At 62.8% G+C, this 16,390-nt stretch carries 17 protein-coding genes; 6 read left to right on the forward strand and 11 right to left on the reverse strand.

Features of this window, described 5'->3' with window-relative positions; genetic code table 11:
* The 6 genes from KBB36_RS10280 to glmU form a co-directional block, all read right to left on the reverse strand.
* The coding region (locus KBB36_RS10280) for a hypothetical protein (protein ID WP_290979794.1) at positions 1 to 437 on the reverse strand (437 nt) is incomplete at its 3' end.
* Entirely contained in the window at positions 434 to 1,153 is a 720-nt protein-coding gene (locus KBB36_RS10285; protein ID WP_290979797.1) for a GNAT family N-acetyltransferase, read from the reverse strand. The genes KBB36_RS10280 and KBB36_RS10285, both read right to left, overlap by 4 nt.
* A 5-nt stretch (positions 1,154 to 1,158) precedes the next feature.
* The gene (gor, locus tag KBB36_RS10290) at positions 1,159 to 2,517 is read right to left on the reverse strand and encodes a glutathione-disulfide reductase (RefSeq protein ID WP_290979800.1); all 1,359 of its coding nucleotides are present in this window, start codon (positions 2,515 to 2,517) and stop codon (positions 1,159 to 1,161) included.
* A 12-nt stretch (positions 2,518 to 2,529) separates the two neighbouring features.
* A complete protein-coding gene (locus tag KBB36_RS10295) occupies positions 2,530 to 3,105 on the reverse strand; it encodes a protein-tyrosine phosphatase family protein (RefSeq protein WP_290979803.1) in 576 nt (191 codons plus the stop codon).
* Positions 3,105 to 4,928, reverse strand: a complete 1,824-nt coding sequence (gene glmS / locus KBB36_RS10300; protein ID WP_290979806.1) for a glutamine--fructose-6-phosphate transaminase (isomerizing) — start codon at positions 4,926 to 4,928, stop codon at positions 3,105 to 3,107. The genes KBB36_RS10295 and glmS overlap by 1 nt, the downstream gene beginning before the upstream one ends.
* A 30-nt stretch (positions 4,929 to 4,958) precedes the next feature.
* Complete coding sequence (gene glmU / locus KBB36_RS10305) at positions 4,959 to 6,332, reverse strand: bifunctional UDP-N-acetylglucosamine diphosphorylase/glucosamine-1-phosphate N-acetyltransferase GlmU (protein WP_290979808.1); 1,374 nt, start codon at positions 6,330 to 6,332, stop codon at positions 4,959 to 4,961.
* A 152-nt stretch (positions 6,333 to 6,484) separates the two neighbouring features.
* On the opposite strand from glmU, the gene gph reads away from it, so the two are divergent.
* On the forward strand, positions 6,485 to 7,153 hold the full coding sequence (gph, locus tag KBB36_RS10310) for a phosphoglycolate phosphatase (protein WP_290979811.1): 669 nt from the start codon (positions 6,485 to 6,487) through the stop codon (positions 7,151 to 7,153).
* A gap of 131 nt (positions 7,154 to 7,284) precedes the next feature.
* Here the strand turns inward: gph and KBB36_RS10315 are convergent, their stop codons facing one another.
* Genes KBB36_RS10315 through maiA form a run of 3 tightly spaced genes read right to left on the reverse strand, consistent with a single transcriptional unit; the run spans position 7,285 to position 10,385 of the window.
* Positions 7,285 to 8,685 (reverse strand): ATP-binding protein, encoded by a 1,401-nt coding sequence (locus KBB36_RS10315; protein WP_290979814.1) that lies wholly within the window; start codon positions 8,683 to 8,685, stop codon positions 7,285 to 7,287.
* Complete coding sequence (locus tag KBB36_RS10320) at positions 8,685 to 9,743, reverse strand: TAXI family TRAP transporter solute-binding subunit (RefSeq protein ID WP_290979817.1); 1,059 nt, start codon at positions 9,741 to 9,743, stop codon at positions 8,685 to 8,687. The genes KBB36_RS10315 and KBB36_RS10320 overlap by 1 nt, the downstream gene beginning before the upstream one ends.
* Before the next feature lie 3 nt (positions 9,744 to 9,746).
* A complete protein-coding gene (maiA, locus tag KBB36_RS10325) occupies positions 9,747 to 10,385 on the reverse strand; it encodes a maleylacetoacetate isomerase (RefSeq protein ID WP_290979820.1) in 639 nt (212 codons plus the stop codon).
* 191 nt (positions 10,386 to 10,576) lie between these two features.
* Here maiA and thiS point away from each other — a divergent pair, with 191 nt between their 5' ends.
* Positions 10,577 to 11,563 carry a sulfur carrier protein ThiS gene (gene thiS, locus KBB36_RS10330; protein ID WP_290979823.1) on the forward strand — a complete coding sequence of 329 codons (987 nt, stop codon included), beginning with the start codon at positions 10,577 to 10,579 and terminating at the stop codon, positions 11,561 to 11,563.
* A 23-nt stretch (positions 11,564 to 11,586) separates the two neighbouring features.
* The gene (locus KBB36_RS10335; protein WP_290979826.1) at positions 11,587 to 12,225 is read left to right on the forward strand and encodes a DedA family protein; all 639 of its coding nucleotides are present in this window, start codon (positions 11,587 to 11,589) and stop codon (positions 12,223 to 12,225) included.
* Between the two features lie 23 nt (positions 12,226 to 12,248).
* Here KBB36_RS10335 and KBB36_RS10340 read toward each other — a convergent pair whose 3' ends face one another.
* Positions 12,249 to 12,626, reverse strand: coding sequence for a tautomerase family protein (locus tag KBB36_RS10340; RefSeq protein ID WP_290979828.1), 378 nt, complete (start codon positions 12,624 to 12,626; stop codon positions 12,249 to 12,251).
* Between the two features lie 97 nt (positions 12,627 to 12,723).
* On the opposite strand from KBB36_RS10340, the gene KBB36_RS10345 reads away from it, so the two are divergent.
* Positions 12,724 to 13,581 (forward strand): LysR family transcriptional regulator, encoded by an 858-nt coding sequence (locus tag KBB36_RS10345; protein ID WP_290979831.1) that lies wholly within the window; start codon positions 12,724 to 12,726, stop codon positions 13,579 to 13,581.
* 4 nt (positions 13,582 to 13,585) lie between these two features.
* Here the strand turns inward: KBB36_RS10345 and KBB36_RS10350 are convergent, their stop codons facing one another.
* Positions 13,586 to 14,032: a MarR family transcriptional regulator gene (locus KBB36_RS10350; RefSeq protein WP_290979834.1), complete on the reverse strand. Its 447-nt coding sequence runs from the start codon at positions 14,030 to 14,032 to the stop codon at positions 13,586 to 13,588.
* Positions 14,033 to 14,112: 80 nt separating this feature from the next.
* Here KBB36_RS10350 and hppD point away from each other — a divergent pair, with 80 nt between their 5' ends.
* Together hppD and KBB36_RS10360 are read left to right on the forward strand one after the other, a co-directional pair.
* The gene (gene hppD / locus KBB36_RS10355) at positions 14,113 to 15,183 is read left to right on the forward strand and encodes a 4-hydroxyphenylpyruvate dioxygenase (protein ID WP_290979837.1); all 1,071 of its coding nucleotides are present in this window, start codon (positions 14,113 to 14,115) and stop codon (positions 15,181 to 15,183) included.
* A 29-nt stretch (positions 15,184 to 15,212) separates the two neighbouring features.
* Positions 15,213 to 16,376: a homogentisate 1,2-dioxygenase gene (locus KBB36_RS10360; protein WP_290979841.1), complete on the forward strand. Its 1,164-nt coding sequence runs from the start codon at positions 15,213 to 15,215 to the stop codon at positions 16,374 to 16,376.
* Positions 16,377 to 16,390 lie beyond the last annotated feature (14 nt).

A 16,390-nucleotide genomic window follows, 5' to 3' on the forward strand; every position in this document is an offset into this window, starting at 1 on the left:
GAACCGAACAGCGCAAAGGAATCACGCCAGGCCAAGCGCAATGGGGCTGCCAGCCGCTCCAGGCCGGGTATCGGCTGCTCGCCCCCCTCGGCGCTGTAGCGCAGGCTTTGCGGCCAGCGCAGTTCCAGCACCGGCGCCGGCTGGTCCGCGCTTTGCGCCAGCAGCAGCAGCGGCACGGTATCGGCGCGAAAGGCCGGGGCGATGATATCGTCCAGAAAGGATGCGGCGGGTTCCACCAATGCCATGCGGGCGGCAACAAGGCTGGCATCCTCACTGCTTTCCAGGCGCTGGCGCAGGCTGCGCATCAGGAATCCGGCCGGCGCGCTGTCACGCTCATGGCAGCGGATCAGGAAGGTCAGCAGGATCGCCGCCGTATCGCCCGGCAGCGCGGTGAGCACCGGCGCGAAGGCGCCGGGCGCTATTTCATCATGGCTCATGCCAAGGCATGAAACGCCAGTGTATCGCGCTTGGCAAGCCAGTTTTGCATAACCGCCAGATGGCGGGCATTGTCAGGGTGGTTATCCAGGCTGGCGAAAAATTCAACCAGGAATGCCGCCAGGCGCGATGCCGGCAGCATGCCGCCCGGCAACGAGCGCTGCAGCACCAGCAGGAACAGCCAATCCACCGGCGCCTTCTCCGGCGCCAGGGCCGGCTGCACATAGGGGAAATCGGTGCGCACAAAACCCAGCGCTTTGAGGATGCGCAGGCGCAGCCCAAGATCCAGATTGGCGCTGTGCGCAGCCGCGCCGACACGGGCAGGATCTTCCGCTTCGGCCAGGATCGGGCAATCGCCATAACCCGCTGCGGCTAACGCCTGCTCGGCCGCCTGCACCAGCCGATGCGCCAGCCGCTGGCCCCGATAGGCCGGCGCCACCGCGATATAGGTGAACAGAATGCAGCGCGAGGCCGGATAAATCTCCACCAGCAGGCCGCCGGCTATGGCTGGTTTTTCGGCAGCATCGTCGAGCGCCAGATGCATATGCAGAATCGGCTGGTTATCAGCACCGGGCTGCGTCATGCGGTCGAGCCAGGCTTCGGCGGTTTCCAGTTCCGCTGCCATCGGAAACGCCGCCAACGCCACTTCGGCATGAAACCGATGGCACAGCCGGCTGCGCTCGGCAGCATTGATCGCGTGCAGCGGCAGGATGCGCATGGCGGCTAGGCCTTCACCTTCTCGCGCAGGGTAACGAATTCCTCGGCGGCGGTGGGATGGATGCCCACGGTGGCGTCGAAATCCGCCTTGGTGGCCTTGGCCTTGATGGCGATGGCAATACCCTGGATGATCTCGCCGGCTTCCGGCCCCACCATATGGGCGCCGAGCACACGGTCGGAAGCGGCATCCACCACCAGCTTCATCAGGATGCGCTCGTCGCGGCCCGACAATGTGTGGCGCATCGGCTTGAAGCTGGTGCGGTAGATATCCACCGCGCTGTAACGCTGCCGCGCCTGCGCCTCGGTCAAGCCCACACTGCCCACCGGCGGCTGGCTGAACACGGCAGACGGCACATCGGCATGATCGGCCTGGCGCGGCCGGTTGCCAAACACGGTGTCGGCAAAGGCATGGCCCTCGCGGATCGCCACCGGGGTCAGGTTGATCCGGTTGGTGACATCGCCCACGGCATAGATATGCTTCACGCTGCTTTGCGACCAGGCATCCACCTGCACCGCGCCATCGGCATCCAGCGCAACGCCCACGGCTTCCAGGCCCAGGCCCTGGGTATTCGGTTTGCGCCCGGTGGCTGCCATCACCGCATCGCAGGCAATGCTGCTGCCATCGCCAAGATGGAGAAGCAGGCTGCCATCGGTGGCCTGCTCAAGCTTCACGATATCGGTTTTGACGCGCAGGTCGATGCCGCTCTTGACGATCTCGGCTGCCAGATGGTTGCGCACATCATCGTCGAAGCCGCGCAAAATCTGCTCACCGCGATAAACCAGGCTGACCTGCGAGCCGAGGCCGTTGAAGATGCCGGCAAATTCCACCGCGATATAGCCGCCGCCCAGCACCACCACGCGCTTCGGCTGTTCGGGCAGATGAAACGCCTCGTTCGAGGTGATCATCAGTTCGGCGCCCGGAATCTCGGGCTTCACCGGCGTGCCGCCGGTGGCAATCAGGATGGTGCCGGCGGTGATCTGCTGCCCCGCCACTTCAACGGTATGGGCATCCACCAGCCGGGCGCGGCCGTCATAGGTCTTGGCCCCGGCATTTTCGAACAGGCCGCGATAGATGCGCTCCAGGCGGCCGATTTCCTTGTCCTTGTTGGCGATCAGCCTAGCCCAGTCAAAACTGGTATCGCCGACGCTCCAGCCGAAGCCGGCGGCATCCTGGAAACCATGGGCATATTCAGACGCATAGACCAGCAGCTTCTTCGGCACGCAGCCACGGATGACGCAGGTGCCGCCGTAGCGGTATTCCTCGGCCACGGCAACCCGCGCGCCATGGCCGGCGGCAATGCGGCCGGCCCGCACACCGCCCGAGCCGCCACCAATCACAAACAGGTCTACGTCATACTGGGTCATCGGGTTCAAGCCTTATTGCAGGGATGCCGGCACTTCATGGCCGCGCCCGACAGCAAACATCAGGTCACGCATATCGGCATGCTGGCGGGCCACGGAGAGATGGTGCGCCTCCATTGCCGCGACAAGGGCGCCGCCATGGCCCAGCATACGATCCGCCTGACGGATCATCAGGCTGTTGGGCCAGGAGCGCGGCCGAATCGCCGCCAATGCCGCGAATATATCAGCCTCGCGGCCCTTGTTGCGCAACGCCATCAGGATCGTGGCGGTGGCGGTGGAGCGCGAGATGCCGGCCCAGCAATGCACCAGCACATGGCCGGGGCCGGAATCAAGCACGGCTTCGCAGGCGGCAATCACCGCCGCCACATCGGCCGGGCTTGGCGCCAGCTTAAGCGGATCGGGGGTGACGATATCGTGGAAACGGAATTCGCTGTGATGCCCGGCGCCAAGCTCGGCATAGGCCGGCGGGCGCGCCGTGCCGGGATCCAGGATGCCGATGACATGCGAAACCTGACCGGCGAAATTGGGCAATTCGCTGACGCCGCAGACACTGACTTCAAAAGGCAGCAGACCGAGTTTGAGCGCGCTCATCATTCCACCGTGACTGATTTGGCCAGATTACGCGGCTGATCCACATCGGTGCCTTTCAGCACCGCAACATGATAGGCCAGCAACTGAACCGGAATAGCATACAGGATCGGCGCCACAAAGGGGTCAACCAGTGGCAGTTCCACTGTGGCTGCGGCCGCCGGATCGATATGCGCCATGCCAACATGGTCAGACAGGAAAATCACCTGGCCGCCCCGCGCCATCACTTCCTGCATGTTGGAAATGGTCTTTTCGAACAGCGCATCGCTCGGCGCAATCACAATCACCGGCACGCTCTCGTCGATCAGCGCAATCGGGCCATGCTTCAATTCGCCGGCAGCATAGCCCTCGGCATGGATGTAGGAGATTTCCTTGAGCTTGAGCGCGCCCTCCATAGCCAGCGGATAGCAGGCACCGCGGCCGATATAGAGCACATCGCGCTTGTCCATGATGCGCTCGGCCAGGGCATGCAGCGCCTCGTCATGGTTCAGCACTTCCGACATGCGCGACGGAATCTCGGTCAGCGCGCCCACCAGACGGGCCACTTCATCGGCCGGCAAGGCGCCGCGCGCCTGCGCCACCGCCAGCGCCACCGCCGCCAGGGTGCCAAGCTGGCAGGTGAAAGCCTTGGTGGAAGCCACGCCGATTTCCGGCCCGGCCTTGGTTTGCAGCATCGCATCGGCTTCACGCGCCATGCTGCTTTCCGGCACGTTCACAATGGCCAGCGTGCGGCCGCCATGCTGCTTCACATACCGCAGGGCCGCCAGCGTGTCGGCGGTTTCGCCGGATTGGGAGATGAAAATCGCCAAGCCATCGGCATCCACCGGGCTTTCGCGATAGCGGTATTCGGAAGCCACATCCACTTCCACATTCACCCGCGCATAGCGCTCCAGCCAGTATTTCGCCACCAGGCCGGCATAATATGATGTGCCGCAGGCGATGATGGTGACACGGCGCAGCGCGGCAAGATCAAGGCCCAATTCGGGCAGATGGATCGAGCGGTCAATCGGGCTGACCACATTGTTGATGGTATCACCCAGCACCGCCGGCTGCTCGTAGATTTCCTTCTGCATGTAATGGCGGTAATTGCCCTTGCCGATCATGGCGCCGCTGATCGCGGTGGGCCGGATGGTCCGTTCAACCACATTGCCATCGGCATCGATGAAGCGCGCCCCGGTGCGGCGCAGCACCACGCAATCACCCTCTTCCAGATAGGCGATGCGGTCGGTCAGCGGCGCCAGCGCCAGCGCATCCGAGCCCAGGAACATCTCACCATTGCCGAAGCCCACTGCCAGCGGAGCGCCGCGCCGGGCGCCGATCAGCAAATCGGTCTCGCCGCGAAACAGGATGCCAAGCGCAAAGGCACCGCGCATGCGCTGCAAAGCCGCCAGCACGGCGGCTTCCGGCTCCATGCCGGATTGCAGGTTATCGTCAATCAGATGCACCGCCACTTCGGTATCGGTCTGGCCGATAAAGACATGGCCCTTGGCGGCCAGTTCCTGGCCGATCTCGCGGTAATTCTCGATGATGCCGTTATGCACCAAAGCCACGCGCGCCGTGGCATGCGGATGCGCGTTGGTTTCGTTGGGCGCACCATGGGTGGCCCAGCGGGTATGCGCGATACCGCTATTGCCATGCAACGGCGCCTCGTCCAGCCGCGCTTCCAGCCGGGCGATCTTGCCTTCGGCGCGGCGGCGTTCAATGGCGCCATCCACCAGCGTGGCAATCCCGGCTGAATCATAACCGCGATATTCCAGCCGCTTCAGGCCGTCGACCAGCAAAGGCACAACGTCGCGATTGCCGAGAACGCCGACTATTCCGCACATGAGGCTACTCCTGAAAAAAACTGAGGGAGACTATTGGTTTTTGCTCTGCTGCTTTTTCTTGGCCTGCTGGGCGCGAAATCGCCCCGCCAGGCCGAGCTTGTTTTCCTGCCGGCCACGCGCCAGCGCCATGGCATCGGCGGGCACATCGCCGGTGATGGTGCTGCCGGCCGCCACGATGGCGCCATCGCCAATCGTTACCGGCGCCACCAATGCAGAATTCGAGCCGATAAAGGCACCGGCGCCGATATCGGTGTGGCTCTTGTTGAAGCCATCATAATTGCAGGTGATGGTGCCGGCGCCGATATTGGCTTTGGCGCCGATGCGGGCATCGCCAATATAGGTCAGGTGGTTCACCTTGGCGCCGGCTTCCACCCGCGCCTGCTTGATCTCGACAAAATTGCCGATATGCGCCTCCGGCCCGATATCGGCGCCGGGCCGCAGCCGCGCATAGGGGCCAAGAACGGCACCAGCGGCCACACGCGCGCCCTCGATATGGCTGAAGGCGCGAATCGTCACGCTATCGCCGATCTCAACATTGGCGCCAAACACTACATGCGGCTCGATGCTGACATCGCGGCCGAGCTTTGTATCAGCGCGCAGATACACCGTCTCCGGCGCGGTCATGGTGACGCCGGCTTCCAGCGCTGCGGCGCGCAGCCTGGCCTGCATATACGCTTCCGCCAGGGCCAGTTCGGCGCGGTTGTTCACGCCCATCACGTCGATCTCGGAAACCTCGACGGCGCGGCAGCCCCAGCCCTTGGCGCGCGCCAGTTGCACCAGATCGGTGAGATAATATTCGCCCTTGGCATTGCTGTTATCCAGCCGCTTCAGCAGGCCAGGCAGGCGAGCGCCGTCCAGCAGCATCACACCGCCATTACAGAAGCCGATGGCGCGCTGCTCCGGCGTGGCATCCTTGTATTCCACGATGGCTTCCAGCTCGCCCTTGGCATCCAGCACCAGCCGCCCATAGGCCGCCGCATCGGCCGGGCGGAAGCCGCTCACCACCACGGCCGGCCCGTCTCCGCCTGAACGCGACTTGCTACGCCGTGCCGCCAGCATCGCCTTCAAGGTGGCGGTGGTCAGCATCGGTGTGTCGCCAAACAACACCAGCACATCACCCGTGAAGCCTTTCAAGGCCGGCAGCGCTGCCTGCACCGCATGGCCGGTGCCGAGCGGCTGTTGCTGGATGGCGATGGTTGCTGGCGCCACCGCCTTGGCTACCTGCTCCATGCCCGGCGCCAGCACCACAATGCTGCGTTCCGGCTTGAGCATGGCAGCAGCATTCAGCACATGCCGCACCATCGGCAGGCCCGCCACCGGATGCAGCACCTTGGGCAAGGCCGACCGCATCCGCGTGCCCTGCCCCGCCGCCAGCACAATTACCGCCAAAGAGTGTTTCGCCATGATGCAATGCCGTTTAAAACTGAGAAACAGATAAAGATCGGCGCGGGCGGGTCAGCCTGGGCCGGGATTGGTTGTCTCATATCCTTGGGCTATGCCGGAAATCAAAAGGTTTTTCCGACTGTTTCAAGGTTTTTCCGAGTGTTACAGCGATCATGAAAGTTATCCTGTTCGATCTCGACGGCACCTTGGTGGATACTGCGCCCGACCTTGCCGGCGCCCTCGACCATGCCTTGCAGAGCCAGGGCCGCCCAGCAGTTGGCCTGGATGCCGTGCGCCACATGGTGGGCGATGGCGCCGTAGCTTTGGTGGAGCGCGGCCTGGAAGCCACCGGCGGCATCACCTCGCCGACACAGTTCAAGGCCGCCGTTGATGCCTTCTTTGTTTACTACGGGGCCAACCTCGCCGCCACCAGCCGGCCATTTCCCGGAGTGGTTGCCTGCCTTGAGGGCCTGCGCCGCGATGGCTATCGCCTCGCCGTCTGCACCAACAAAACCGAGCAATTCACCCGGCCCTTGCTGGATCAGCTTGATCTGACGCGGCATTTTGACGCCATCGTGGGCGGCGATAGCTTCTCGGTGAAAAAACCCGATCCGGGCCATCTCACCGGCACCATCGACCGCGCCACCGCGGGTGCTGCTGCAAGCTGGGCCGCCATGGTGGGCGATTCGGCCAATGACATCAACGCCGCCAAAGCCGCCGGCCTGCCCAGCGTGGTGGTGAGTTTCGGCTATACCCGCATCCCGCCGCACGAACTTGGCGCCGACCGCCTGATCGATCATTTTGATGAGTTGCGCGCCGCGCTCAACGCGCTTGGGGCCTGAACTTGGCAGACGACCCGCTTGGCGTTATAAATGTTGCCATCTGCCCGGTGATGGTCCGCAGCACCAGATGAAACGGGTATGACGCGATAGCGGCAGCGCGGAGCCGCCTCGCGAGACTTAATCGGAAACTATCATCCATTACGCATCACGCGGCTGGCCGGCAATTCCACGCTGGCGGTGGTGCCGAAACCCTGCTGGCTTTCGATGCGCAACTGGCCGTCATGCAGCCGCACCAGGCGATCCACCAGCGGCAGGCCCAGGCCGGTGCCGGGTTGTTCGCGGGTCAGCGCATTCTGCACCTGATAGAACGGCTCCAGCACCTTGGCCAACTGGGCTGGTGTCATGCCGATGCCGGTATCCCGCACGCGAAGGATAAAGCCGCCTTCAGGGGTCAGCCCGCCGCTCAACTCCACCGAGCCGCGCTCGGTGAATTTCACCGCATTGCTGAGCAGGTTGATAACAATCTGCAAAATGGCGCGGCGATCAGCATAGAGCCGCACACGCTGATCCAGCGGCCGCAGGATCAGGCTTAGCCGGTTGGCCTCGGCCTTTTCGCGCACCAGCCGGATCGCGGCGCGCATCACTTCGTCGGCCTCAAATTCATCATCGGCCAGTTCCAGCTTGCCGGCTTCCACCTTGGAAAGGTCCAGGATATCGCTGATGATCGACAGCAGATGTTCGCCGCTGGCATGGATATCACCGGCATAATCGCGGTAGCGCGGCTGGCCCACCGGCCCCAGCATTTCATCCTTGATCATGGTGGAAAAGCCGATGATGGCATTCAGCGGCGTGCGCAATTCGTGGCTCATATTGGCCAGGAAATCACTCTTGGCGCGATTGGCCTCCTCGGCGGTGCGCTTGGCGGCGACCAGGGTGGTTTCAGCATCTTCCTTCAATTCCAGAATATGTCGCTGGCGAAACAGCAGCAGCACCAGACCCAGCACCAGCATGGCGGCGAAAGCGGTCAGCACCGCCACACCAAGCGAAAAACGATCCAGCCGCGCCTCCTGCGCCCGCAACAGGGCGCGGGCGCTGTCACGGCCTTCGCCCAGCAGGGCGATGAGCCGGACTTCGGCATCACGGGCGCGAGACTGCATCAGCCACATGGCTGAGGCCGAGCCGGCGGCATGGCCCATGGCGCCGTCCTCAAACCAGCGTTCCAAATCCTGCAAGGCCGGCCGTGCCACCGCATACATGCCGGCAGCGCCTACCAGATTATCGAGATTATAGTTGGTGCGCAGATACTCGGCGCGCTGTGTCGCCACACCCAGCCGCTGGCGCACCCGCTCGCGGTTGGTCTCGCCCGGCTCACTGCGCCAGAATTCTATCGCCCAGGCCAGATTGGCCATTTCACGGATCAGCACTTCGGCATCCCGTTCCTGATCAAGCAGGGTAACCGGCAGATCACGCGCGATGGAGCTGAGGCTTTGCTGTATATAAACGCCGATCACCATCGCCAGCGCCACCACCGCCACGATGGCGATACTGATCTGGCGCCGGCCAAAGCCCCATTGCGCAAAGGGTTTCGGCATCAGGGCCTGGCGCTTTCTGCAATACCCGCCGCGCGATAGAAACGCGCCGCGCCGGGATGCAGCGGGATCGCCTGCCCTTCCAGCGCCAGTTGCAGGGACAGATCAACACCGCGCGGATGGCCGGCCCGCACCAAATCCTGGCCGCGCCGGCTCCAAAGCTGGCGCAACGCGGCTTCCACCAAATTTTCCGGCAGATCGGCCCGGGCCAGCAATTGCGCTGTCACCGTCAGCGTCTCTACCGCATCCTGGCCCGGATAGACACCGGCCGGGATAGTGGTGCGGCTGAGAAAACGATTGCGCGCCAGCAGGTCTGCCGCCGCCGCCCCGGTGATCGGCAGCAGAATGATGCGGCCTTCTGCGGCCAGTTGCGCCACATCACGCAAAGGCCAGCCGCCAACAAACAGGAAAGCATCCAGTTCACCTGCCATCAGGCGCGGCCCGGCCAGTTCCGGCTTGATATATTCGGCCTGCAAACGTGCTTCCGTCAGGCCATGCGCAGCCAGCAGGGTGCGCGCCATTGCCAGCGTGCCGGAACCCGGCTCGTCCAGGCTGACACGCCGCCCGGCCAGATCGGCAATATTCCGGATGTCGGCACCACGCCGCACCACCACATGCACCGCCTCGGGATATAGCCGGGCGAGAAAGCTGAGTTGTGTGGCCGGCAGCTTGCCGGCAAAGATGCCGCTGCCGCTATAGGCCCAATAGGCGATATCGGATTGCACCAGCGCAGCCTCCACCGCGCCGGCCTGGATCGCCTGCACATTGGCCACCGAGCCATTGGAATTCTGCGCTACTGCCAGCAGGCCCGGCACGCCGCAGGGCTGTGGCAAGGGCGCCGGGCAATCCGGCAGGCCGCTGCTTTCCGCCACCGCCCGGGCAATCAGGTTGCCCAGCGGGAAATACACCCCGGCACTACCGCCGGTGGCGATACGGAAAAAGGTTGGCATGGCGACAGCTTTGCCGGCCGGCGCCGCACTGGCCTGGGCCTGCACCGGAGCAGGCACCACCGCCAGCACTAGCGCAGTCAGCAATCCCAGCAGCAGGCGCCTTGCCAACATCGCCTACTCCGCGTCGGGCTGCTTGTCTGGTGCGGCGCGGGCAAAAGCATCCAGCGTGGCGCAGTGATCGGCGATGCGCACCACCGTGGGGCAGCCGGAAAGATCGCTGTTGAAGCGCCGGGCATTATACACCTGCGGCACCAGGCAGATATCCGCCAGGCTGGGCGCGTCACCAAAACAGAAAACACCTGTATGCGGACTATTCGTCAGGGTCTGCTCCACGGCGCCCAGGCCGGTTTCCACCCAATGGCGATACCACTGGTTTTTCTTGTCTTCCGACAAGCCCATATCGTGCACCAGATAACGCAGCACGCGCAGGTTGTTGACCGGATGGATATCACAAGCAATCGCCAGCGCCATGGCACGCACCTGGGCGCGCAGCAACGGCGCCTGGGGCAGCAGGGCCGGCGTGGGATGCATTTCGTCGAGATATTCCGCAATGGCGAGCGACTGGGTGATGATCTCGTCGCCCACCTGCAAGGCCGGCAGCAGCTTCTGCGGGTTGAGCCGGGCATAATCCGCCGACAGATGTTCGTTCTTCTGCAAGTGCAGCGGCACCAGATCGTAATCCAGCCCCTTCAGATTAAGCGCGATTCGCACGCGATACGCTGCCGATGATCGAAAATACCCATAAAGCCGCATATGCCCAATCTCCTTGCCTGAACCAACTGTAAACCACAGCCAGGATGTAACAAAGAGGTAGTATGGTGTTGCCAGCCGGTATCCGCCAAGCAGGGTGGTTGCCCCTGGATGCGCCACATTCTATTGTCGCTGCGCCAGGAGCCCCCATCTATAAAAGCGGGGCCGGCCAAGACTGGGAAAGAGCAGGAAGTATGCGGCTGTCGATCAATGGAGAAACCCGCGACCTGGGCCAGGCGGCCAGTGTCGCCGATTTGTTGACACAACTGGACCTGGATGCGCGCAAGATTGCCATCGAGTTGAACCGGGAGATCGTGCCGCGCTCTGCCTATGGCGCCACCGCGCTGAAGGATGGCGATGCCATCGAGATCGTGCATTTCATTGGCGGCGGCAATGCCGCCCAGCACCCGGATGACGATTACTTTGAAGTGGCCGGCCAGCGTTTCCGCTCGCGCCTGCTGGTTGGCACCGGCAAGTACAAGGATCTGGCCGAAACCAAGGCAGCCATCGAGGCTTCGGGAGCCGAGATCGTTACCGTGGCCGTGCGCCGGGTGAATGTGACCGATCCGAAGCAGCCGATGCTGATGGATTATGTCGACCCGAAGAAATACACCTACCTGCCCAACACTGCCGGCTGCTTCACTGCCGAGGAAGCCCTGCGCACCCTGCGGCTGGCGCGCGAGGCCGGTGGCTGGAAGCTGGTGAAGCTGGAAGTGCTGGGCGACAAGCAGACGCTGTATCCCGACATGGAGCAGACCCTGGCTGCCACCAAAATCCTGGTGGCCGAGGGCTTCGACGTGATGGTGTATTGCGCCGATGATCCGATCGCCGCCCGCAAGCTGGAAGACCTTGGCGCCTGCGCCATCATGCCGCTGGCGGCGCCGATCGGCTCCGGCCTGGGGGTGCAGAATCCGGTGCAGATTCGCATTATCAAGGAAAATGCCCGTGTGCCGGTGCTGGTCGATGCCGGTGTTGGCACCGCCTCGGATGCCGCCATCGCCATGGAACTGGGCTGCGACGGCGTGTTGATGAACACTGCCATCGCCGAAGCGAAAGACCCGATCCGCATGGCGCATGCCATGCGGCTGGCAGTGGAAGCCGGCCGCCTCGCCTATCGGGCAGGGCGCATGCCGAAAAAGCGCTATGCCGATCCTTCATCCCCCCTCGCGGGCCTGATTTGACCCTGTAGCGCAAAGGCCCCGCCGTGGACCTCGACATCTATAAGCTGATCGAAGAATACGAAGACCTGTTCTACATCATCACTTTTGTCTGGGCGTTTCTCGAGGGTGAAACCTTCGTGATCTTCGCCGGCGCTGCCGCCAGTCAGGGGATGTTGAACCAGTATATGCTGATTGCCGCCGCCTGGCTTGGCAGCTTCTGCGGCGATCAGCTCTATTTCTGGATCGGCCGCCGCTATGGCCATCGCCTGTTGAAGCGTTTCCCGAAAATGCAGGGCGGCGTCAACGTGGCGCTCGGCATGCTGCATAAATACCATGTCGGCTTCATCCTCTCCTTCCGCTTCATCTACGGCGTGCGCAATTTCTCGTCCTTTGCCATGGGCATGAGCCCGATTGGCTGGCCGCGTTTTGCCGCCCTGAATTTCATTGCCGCCTTTGTCTGGGCCAATGCCTTTGCCTGGGCCGGGTATCTGCTGGGCAAGACCTTCGAGGCTGTGCTGGGCGATATCGCCAAGGATTTTGGCCTGATCATGCTCTGCGTCTTCGCGCTGGTTGGCCTGATCCTGTTCCTGGTGCATCGGCGTGGCAAAGCCAATTTCGAGCGTAAGATCGCCGAACAGCAGGCCGCCGAACAGGCCAAGCTGCCCGAAACCAAGGTGGATTGAGCAGCTGAGCTTGTACTACGCGGTCAGGTGAACTGCGCCTGGCCGTGGCCGACCGACCAGTTTTCCTTCGGCGCGTCCAGGATGTTGATAAACACATCCTCCGGGCGGATGCCGGGATTGGCGCCGAGCTGCGCGGCAATGCAACGGAACAGCGCGCGTTTCTGTTCGGCCGTACGGCTGCTGAATACAGTGACCTGGATATAGACCAGATCGTCGCTGCGGCTGATGCCGAAGGCGTTGCCCTTACGGAAATTCGCCGCCGAATGTTCGGAGATGGTCATGAACTGGTCGTCTTCCGGCACATCGAGCGCTTCGCGCAACGCCAGATACAAACCATCCAGAATTGCCTGCCGGTAGGCTTCCGGCTTTCCGGCCCGCATTGAAACATGCAGCAGCGGCATCGTTTGGTCCCTTTCCGTTGTTGACCGCGCCAAAACTCGGACACCGCCAGTTATTTTCATATGGCATTGATACTGATTTCAGCTATTTTCATTGCAAATGACTGAACCACCCCTTGATCTGGATGCGGTGCGGGCCTTTATCCGCATCGCCGAACTCGGCAGCTTCACCCGCGCGGCGGAAGCCCTGCAAACCACCCAGGGCGCGGTCAGCCTGAAGCTGCAACGGCTGGAAAAGCGGCTTGGCTGCCGGCTGCTGGAACGGACGCCCCGCCATCTGGAACTTTCACCACGCGGTGCCAGTTTCCTGGACCATGCCCGCGACCTGCTGGCCGTGCATGACCGTGCCCTGGCCGGCTTTGCCGGCGCGCGGCAGCGCCTCAGCATCGGTATCAGCGACCATGTGGCGGGGCCGGAACTGCCGGCGCTGATCGCCCGCATGAACGCCCAGGACCCGGATTTGCTGATCGAAATCCGCATCGGTTCTTCGGCCGAGCTGTTGCAGCGATTTGATCGGCGCGAATTGGATACCGTCATCGTTCGCCTGCATGCCGGGCGCAATGATGGCGTATTGCTGGCCGAGGAAAAATTCGGCTGGTTTGCCGCGCCGCACTGGCAGCATCGCCCTGGCGAACCGCTACCGCTGGCCACCATGGCGGAGCCTTGCGGCGTGCGCGTGCTTGCTGGTCAGTTGCTGGACGAAGCCGGCATTGTCTGGAACGAAGTGTTTGTCGGTGGCGGCGTGACGGCGGTGGTGGCAGCGGTGATGGCCGGCATCGGCATCAGCGCCCTGGCTCCACGTATGCTGCCTTTCGGCGCCATCGATATCGGCCCGCGGCTGCGGTTGCCGGCATTGCCGCGCCTGCCGGTGTTGCTACATACACGGCTGCGTGGCGGCAAGCCGGGCGCAGCATTGGCCGCGCTTGCGGCCGCTTTCCGCAATGTGGCGCGGAGCTGATGCCTCAGGCCGCGCCGGTCAACTTGTCGATGACACGCTCCAGCACGGCGCGTTCCTCTGGCGTCAACTGTGCCAGCAGGTCGCGCTCGAAGCCCAGCGCCAGCGGCACGATCTCGGCATAAACCGCCTCGCCACGTGGCGACAGGCGCAACTGGCTTTTGCGCTTGTCGCCGCTATCACGGCTGCGAAGCAGCAGCCCCTTCTGCTCAAGCGCCGCCACGGCGCGGCTTACCGTCACCTTGTCCATCGCCGAACGCTCCACCACCTCATTGGCGCTCATTTCCGGCTGGCGGCCGAGATTGGCGATCACACGCCATTCCGGGATGCCGATGCCAAAACGCTCGGCATAATGCCGCGACAGCGCGCCGCTGATCCGGTTGGTCATCACCGAGAGCCGGTAAGGCAGGAATGTCTCCAGCACCAGGCGCGCGGTTTGCTCGGCTTTGGCCACGGATCGGACTCCCTCTTGATTTAGTTACAAATGTAACTATTATGCGCGCCAGATGCAATTTCCATCCGGGAGGATACGCAATGGCCGACCTTTGGGACAATCCAATGGGCACCGATGGCTTCGAATTCGTGGAATATGCCGCACCGGAGCCGGAAAAGCTGGCCGCGCTGTTTGAGCGCATGGGCTTTGTGGCGGTGGCCAAGCATCGCTCAAAGAATGTCACACTCTATCGCCAGGGCGATGTGAATTTCATCCTCAATGCCGAGCCATCGAGCTTCGCGCAGAGTTTTGCCCGCATCCACGGCCCCTGCATCTGCGCCATCGCCTTCCGGGTCAAGGATGCCGCCTTCGCCTATAAGCGCGCCGTTTCGCTGGGCGCCTGGGGCGTGGAAGGCAAGGCCGGGCCGATGGAACTCAACATCCCGGCGATCAAGGGCATCGGCGACAGCCTGATCTATCTGGTGGACCGCTATGGCGAACGCGGCACCATCTATGACGTGGATTTCATGCCGATCCCGGGCGCCGAACGCAATCCGCCCGGCTGCGGCCTGACCTATATCGATCACCTGACCCATAATGTGCATCGTGGCCGCATGGGCGAATGGGCGGATTTCTACGAGCGCCTGTTCGGCTTCCGCGAGATCAAGTATTTCGACATTGAAGGCAAGCTGACCGGGCTGAAATCCAAGGCCATGACCAGCCCCTGCGGCAAGATCCGCATTCCGATCAACGAAAGCTCCGACGACAAGTCGCAGATCATGGAATACCTGCATGCCTATCATGGCGAAGGCATCCAGCATGTGGCCCTGGGCAGCGACGACATCTACGACACGGTGAGCCGCATGCGCGGCCGCGACGTGCCGTTCCAGGACACGCTGGAAACCTATTACGACGGCGTGGACAAGCGCGTGCCGAATCACGGCGAAGACCTGGCCCGCTTGCGCGAATTGCGCATCCTGATTGATGGCGCGCCCACCGAAGGCCAGGGCCTGCTGCTGCAAATCTTCACCGACACGGTGATCGGCCCGATCTTTTTCGAGATCATCCAGCGCAAGGGCAATGACGGCTTTGGCGAAGGCAATTTCAAGGCTCTGTTCGAATCAATCGAACTGGACCAGATCAAGCGCGGCGTGCTGAAAGCCAATGCCTGAGTTTAGTAATCAGTAGTGGAGGAAACGCCATGGCCAAGACCTGGATACCGATGATGCATTCTGCCGGCACCGCTTCGCGCCAGGCCCATGTGGCGCTGCCGGAAGGCAGCTTTGAGCGCGAGATGGGCAAGGAAGGCTTTTTCGGCCCGGCAGCACATTTTTACCATGCCAATCCGCCCACCGGCTGGATTGACTGGGATGGCCCGCTGAAACCGCGCGCCTTCGATACGACCAAATTCAGCCCCGGCGATACCTCGCCCTGGGCTGCCAAGCTGCTGCTCGGCAATGCCCATGTGAAATATCGTCATCACAGCATCGCGCAGAAGATGGATCATCTGGTGCGTAATGGCGATGGCGACGAATTGCTGTTTGTGCATGCCGGCAGCGGTTCGCTGTTCTGCGATTTTGGCCACCTGACCTACAGCGAAGGCGATTACATCATGCTGCCGCGCGGCACGATGTGGCGCCTGGAGCCGGCCGAAGCAACCAAGCTGTTGCTGATCGAGGCGACCAATGACAGCTACCGCCTGCCGGAAAAGGGCCTGCTTGGCCCGCATGCCATCTTTGATCCCGGCGTGCTTGGCATTCCGGCCATGGACGAAGCCTTCAAGGCGCAGCAGAGCAATACGCAAACCTGGCGCGTGGTGATCAAGCGGCGCGACCAACTCTCCACCGTCACCTACCCGTTCAACCCGCTGGATGCCGTGGGCTGGAAGGGCGATCTTAGCGTAGTGAAGCTGAACTGGCGCGACATCCGGCCGCTGATGAGCCATCGCTACCATTTGCCGCCCTCGGCGCATACCACCTTCCTGGCCAACCGCTTCGTGGTCTGCACCTTTGTGCCGCGCCCGGCGGAAAGCGATCCGGAGGCACTGAAACTGCCCTTCTTCCACAACAATGATGATTACGACGAGGTGATCTTCTATCACCACGGCCAGTTCTTCAGCCGTGACAATATCCATCCCGGCATGATCACACTGCATCCCTGCGGCTTCCCGCATGGCCCGCATCCGAAAGCGTTCCAGTTGGCGGCCCGCGCCACCGACACAACACAGCCGCGCATGCTGGATGAAGTGGCGGTGATGCTGGATACACGCGATGCGCTGGATGTGGCCCCGGCTGCCGAGAGTGTGGAATTCACCGGCTATGTCGGCACCTGGAACCCGCAGGGTTTCCGCCAGGCCGCTGAATAAATCTGTTTCTCTGG

Source organism: Ferrovibrio sp. (genome assembly GCF_017994015.1).
Lineage (GTDB): Bacteria > Pseudomonadota > Alphaproteobacteria > Ferrovibrionales > Ferrovibrionaceae > Ferrovibrio.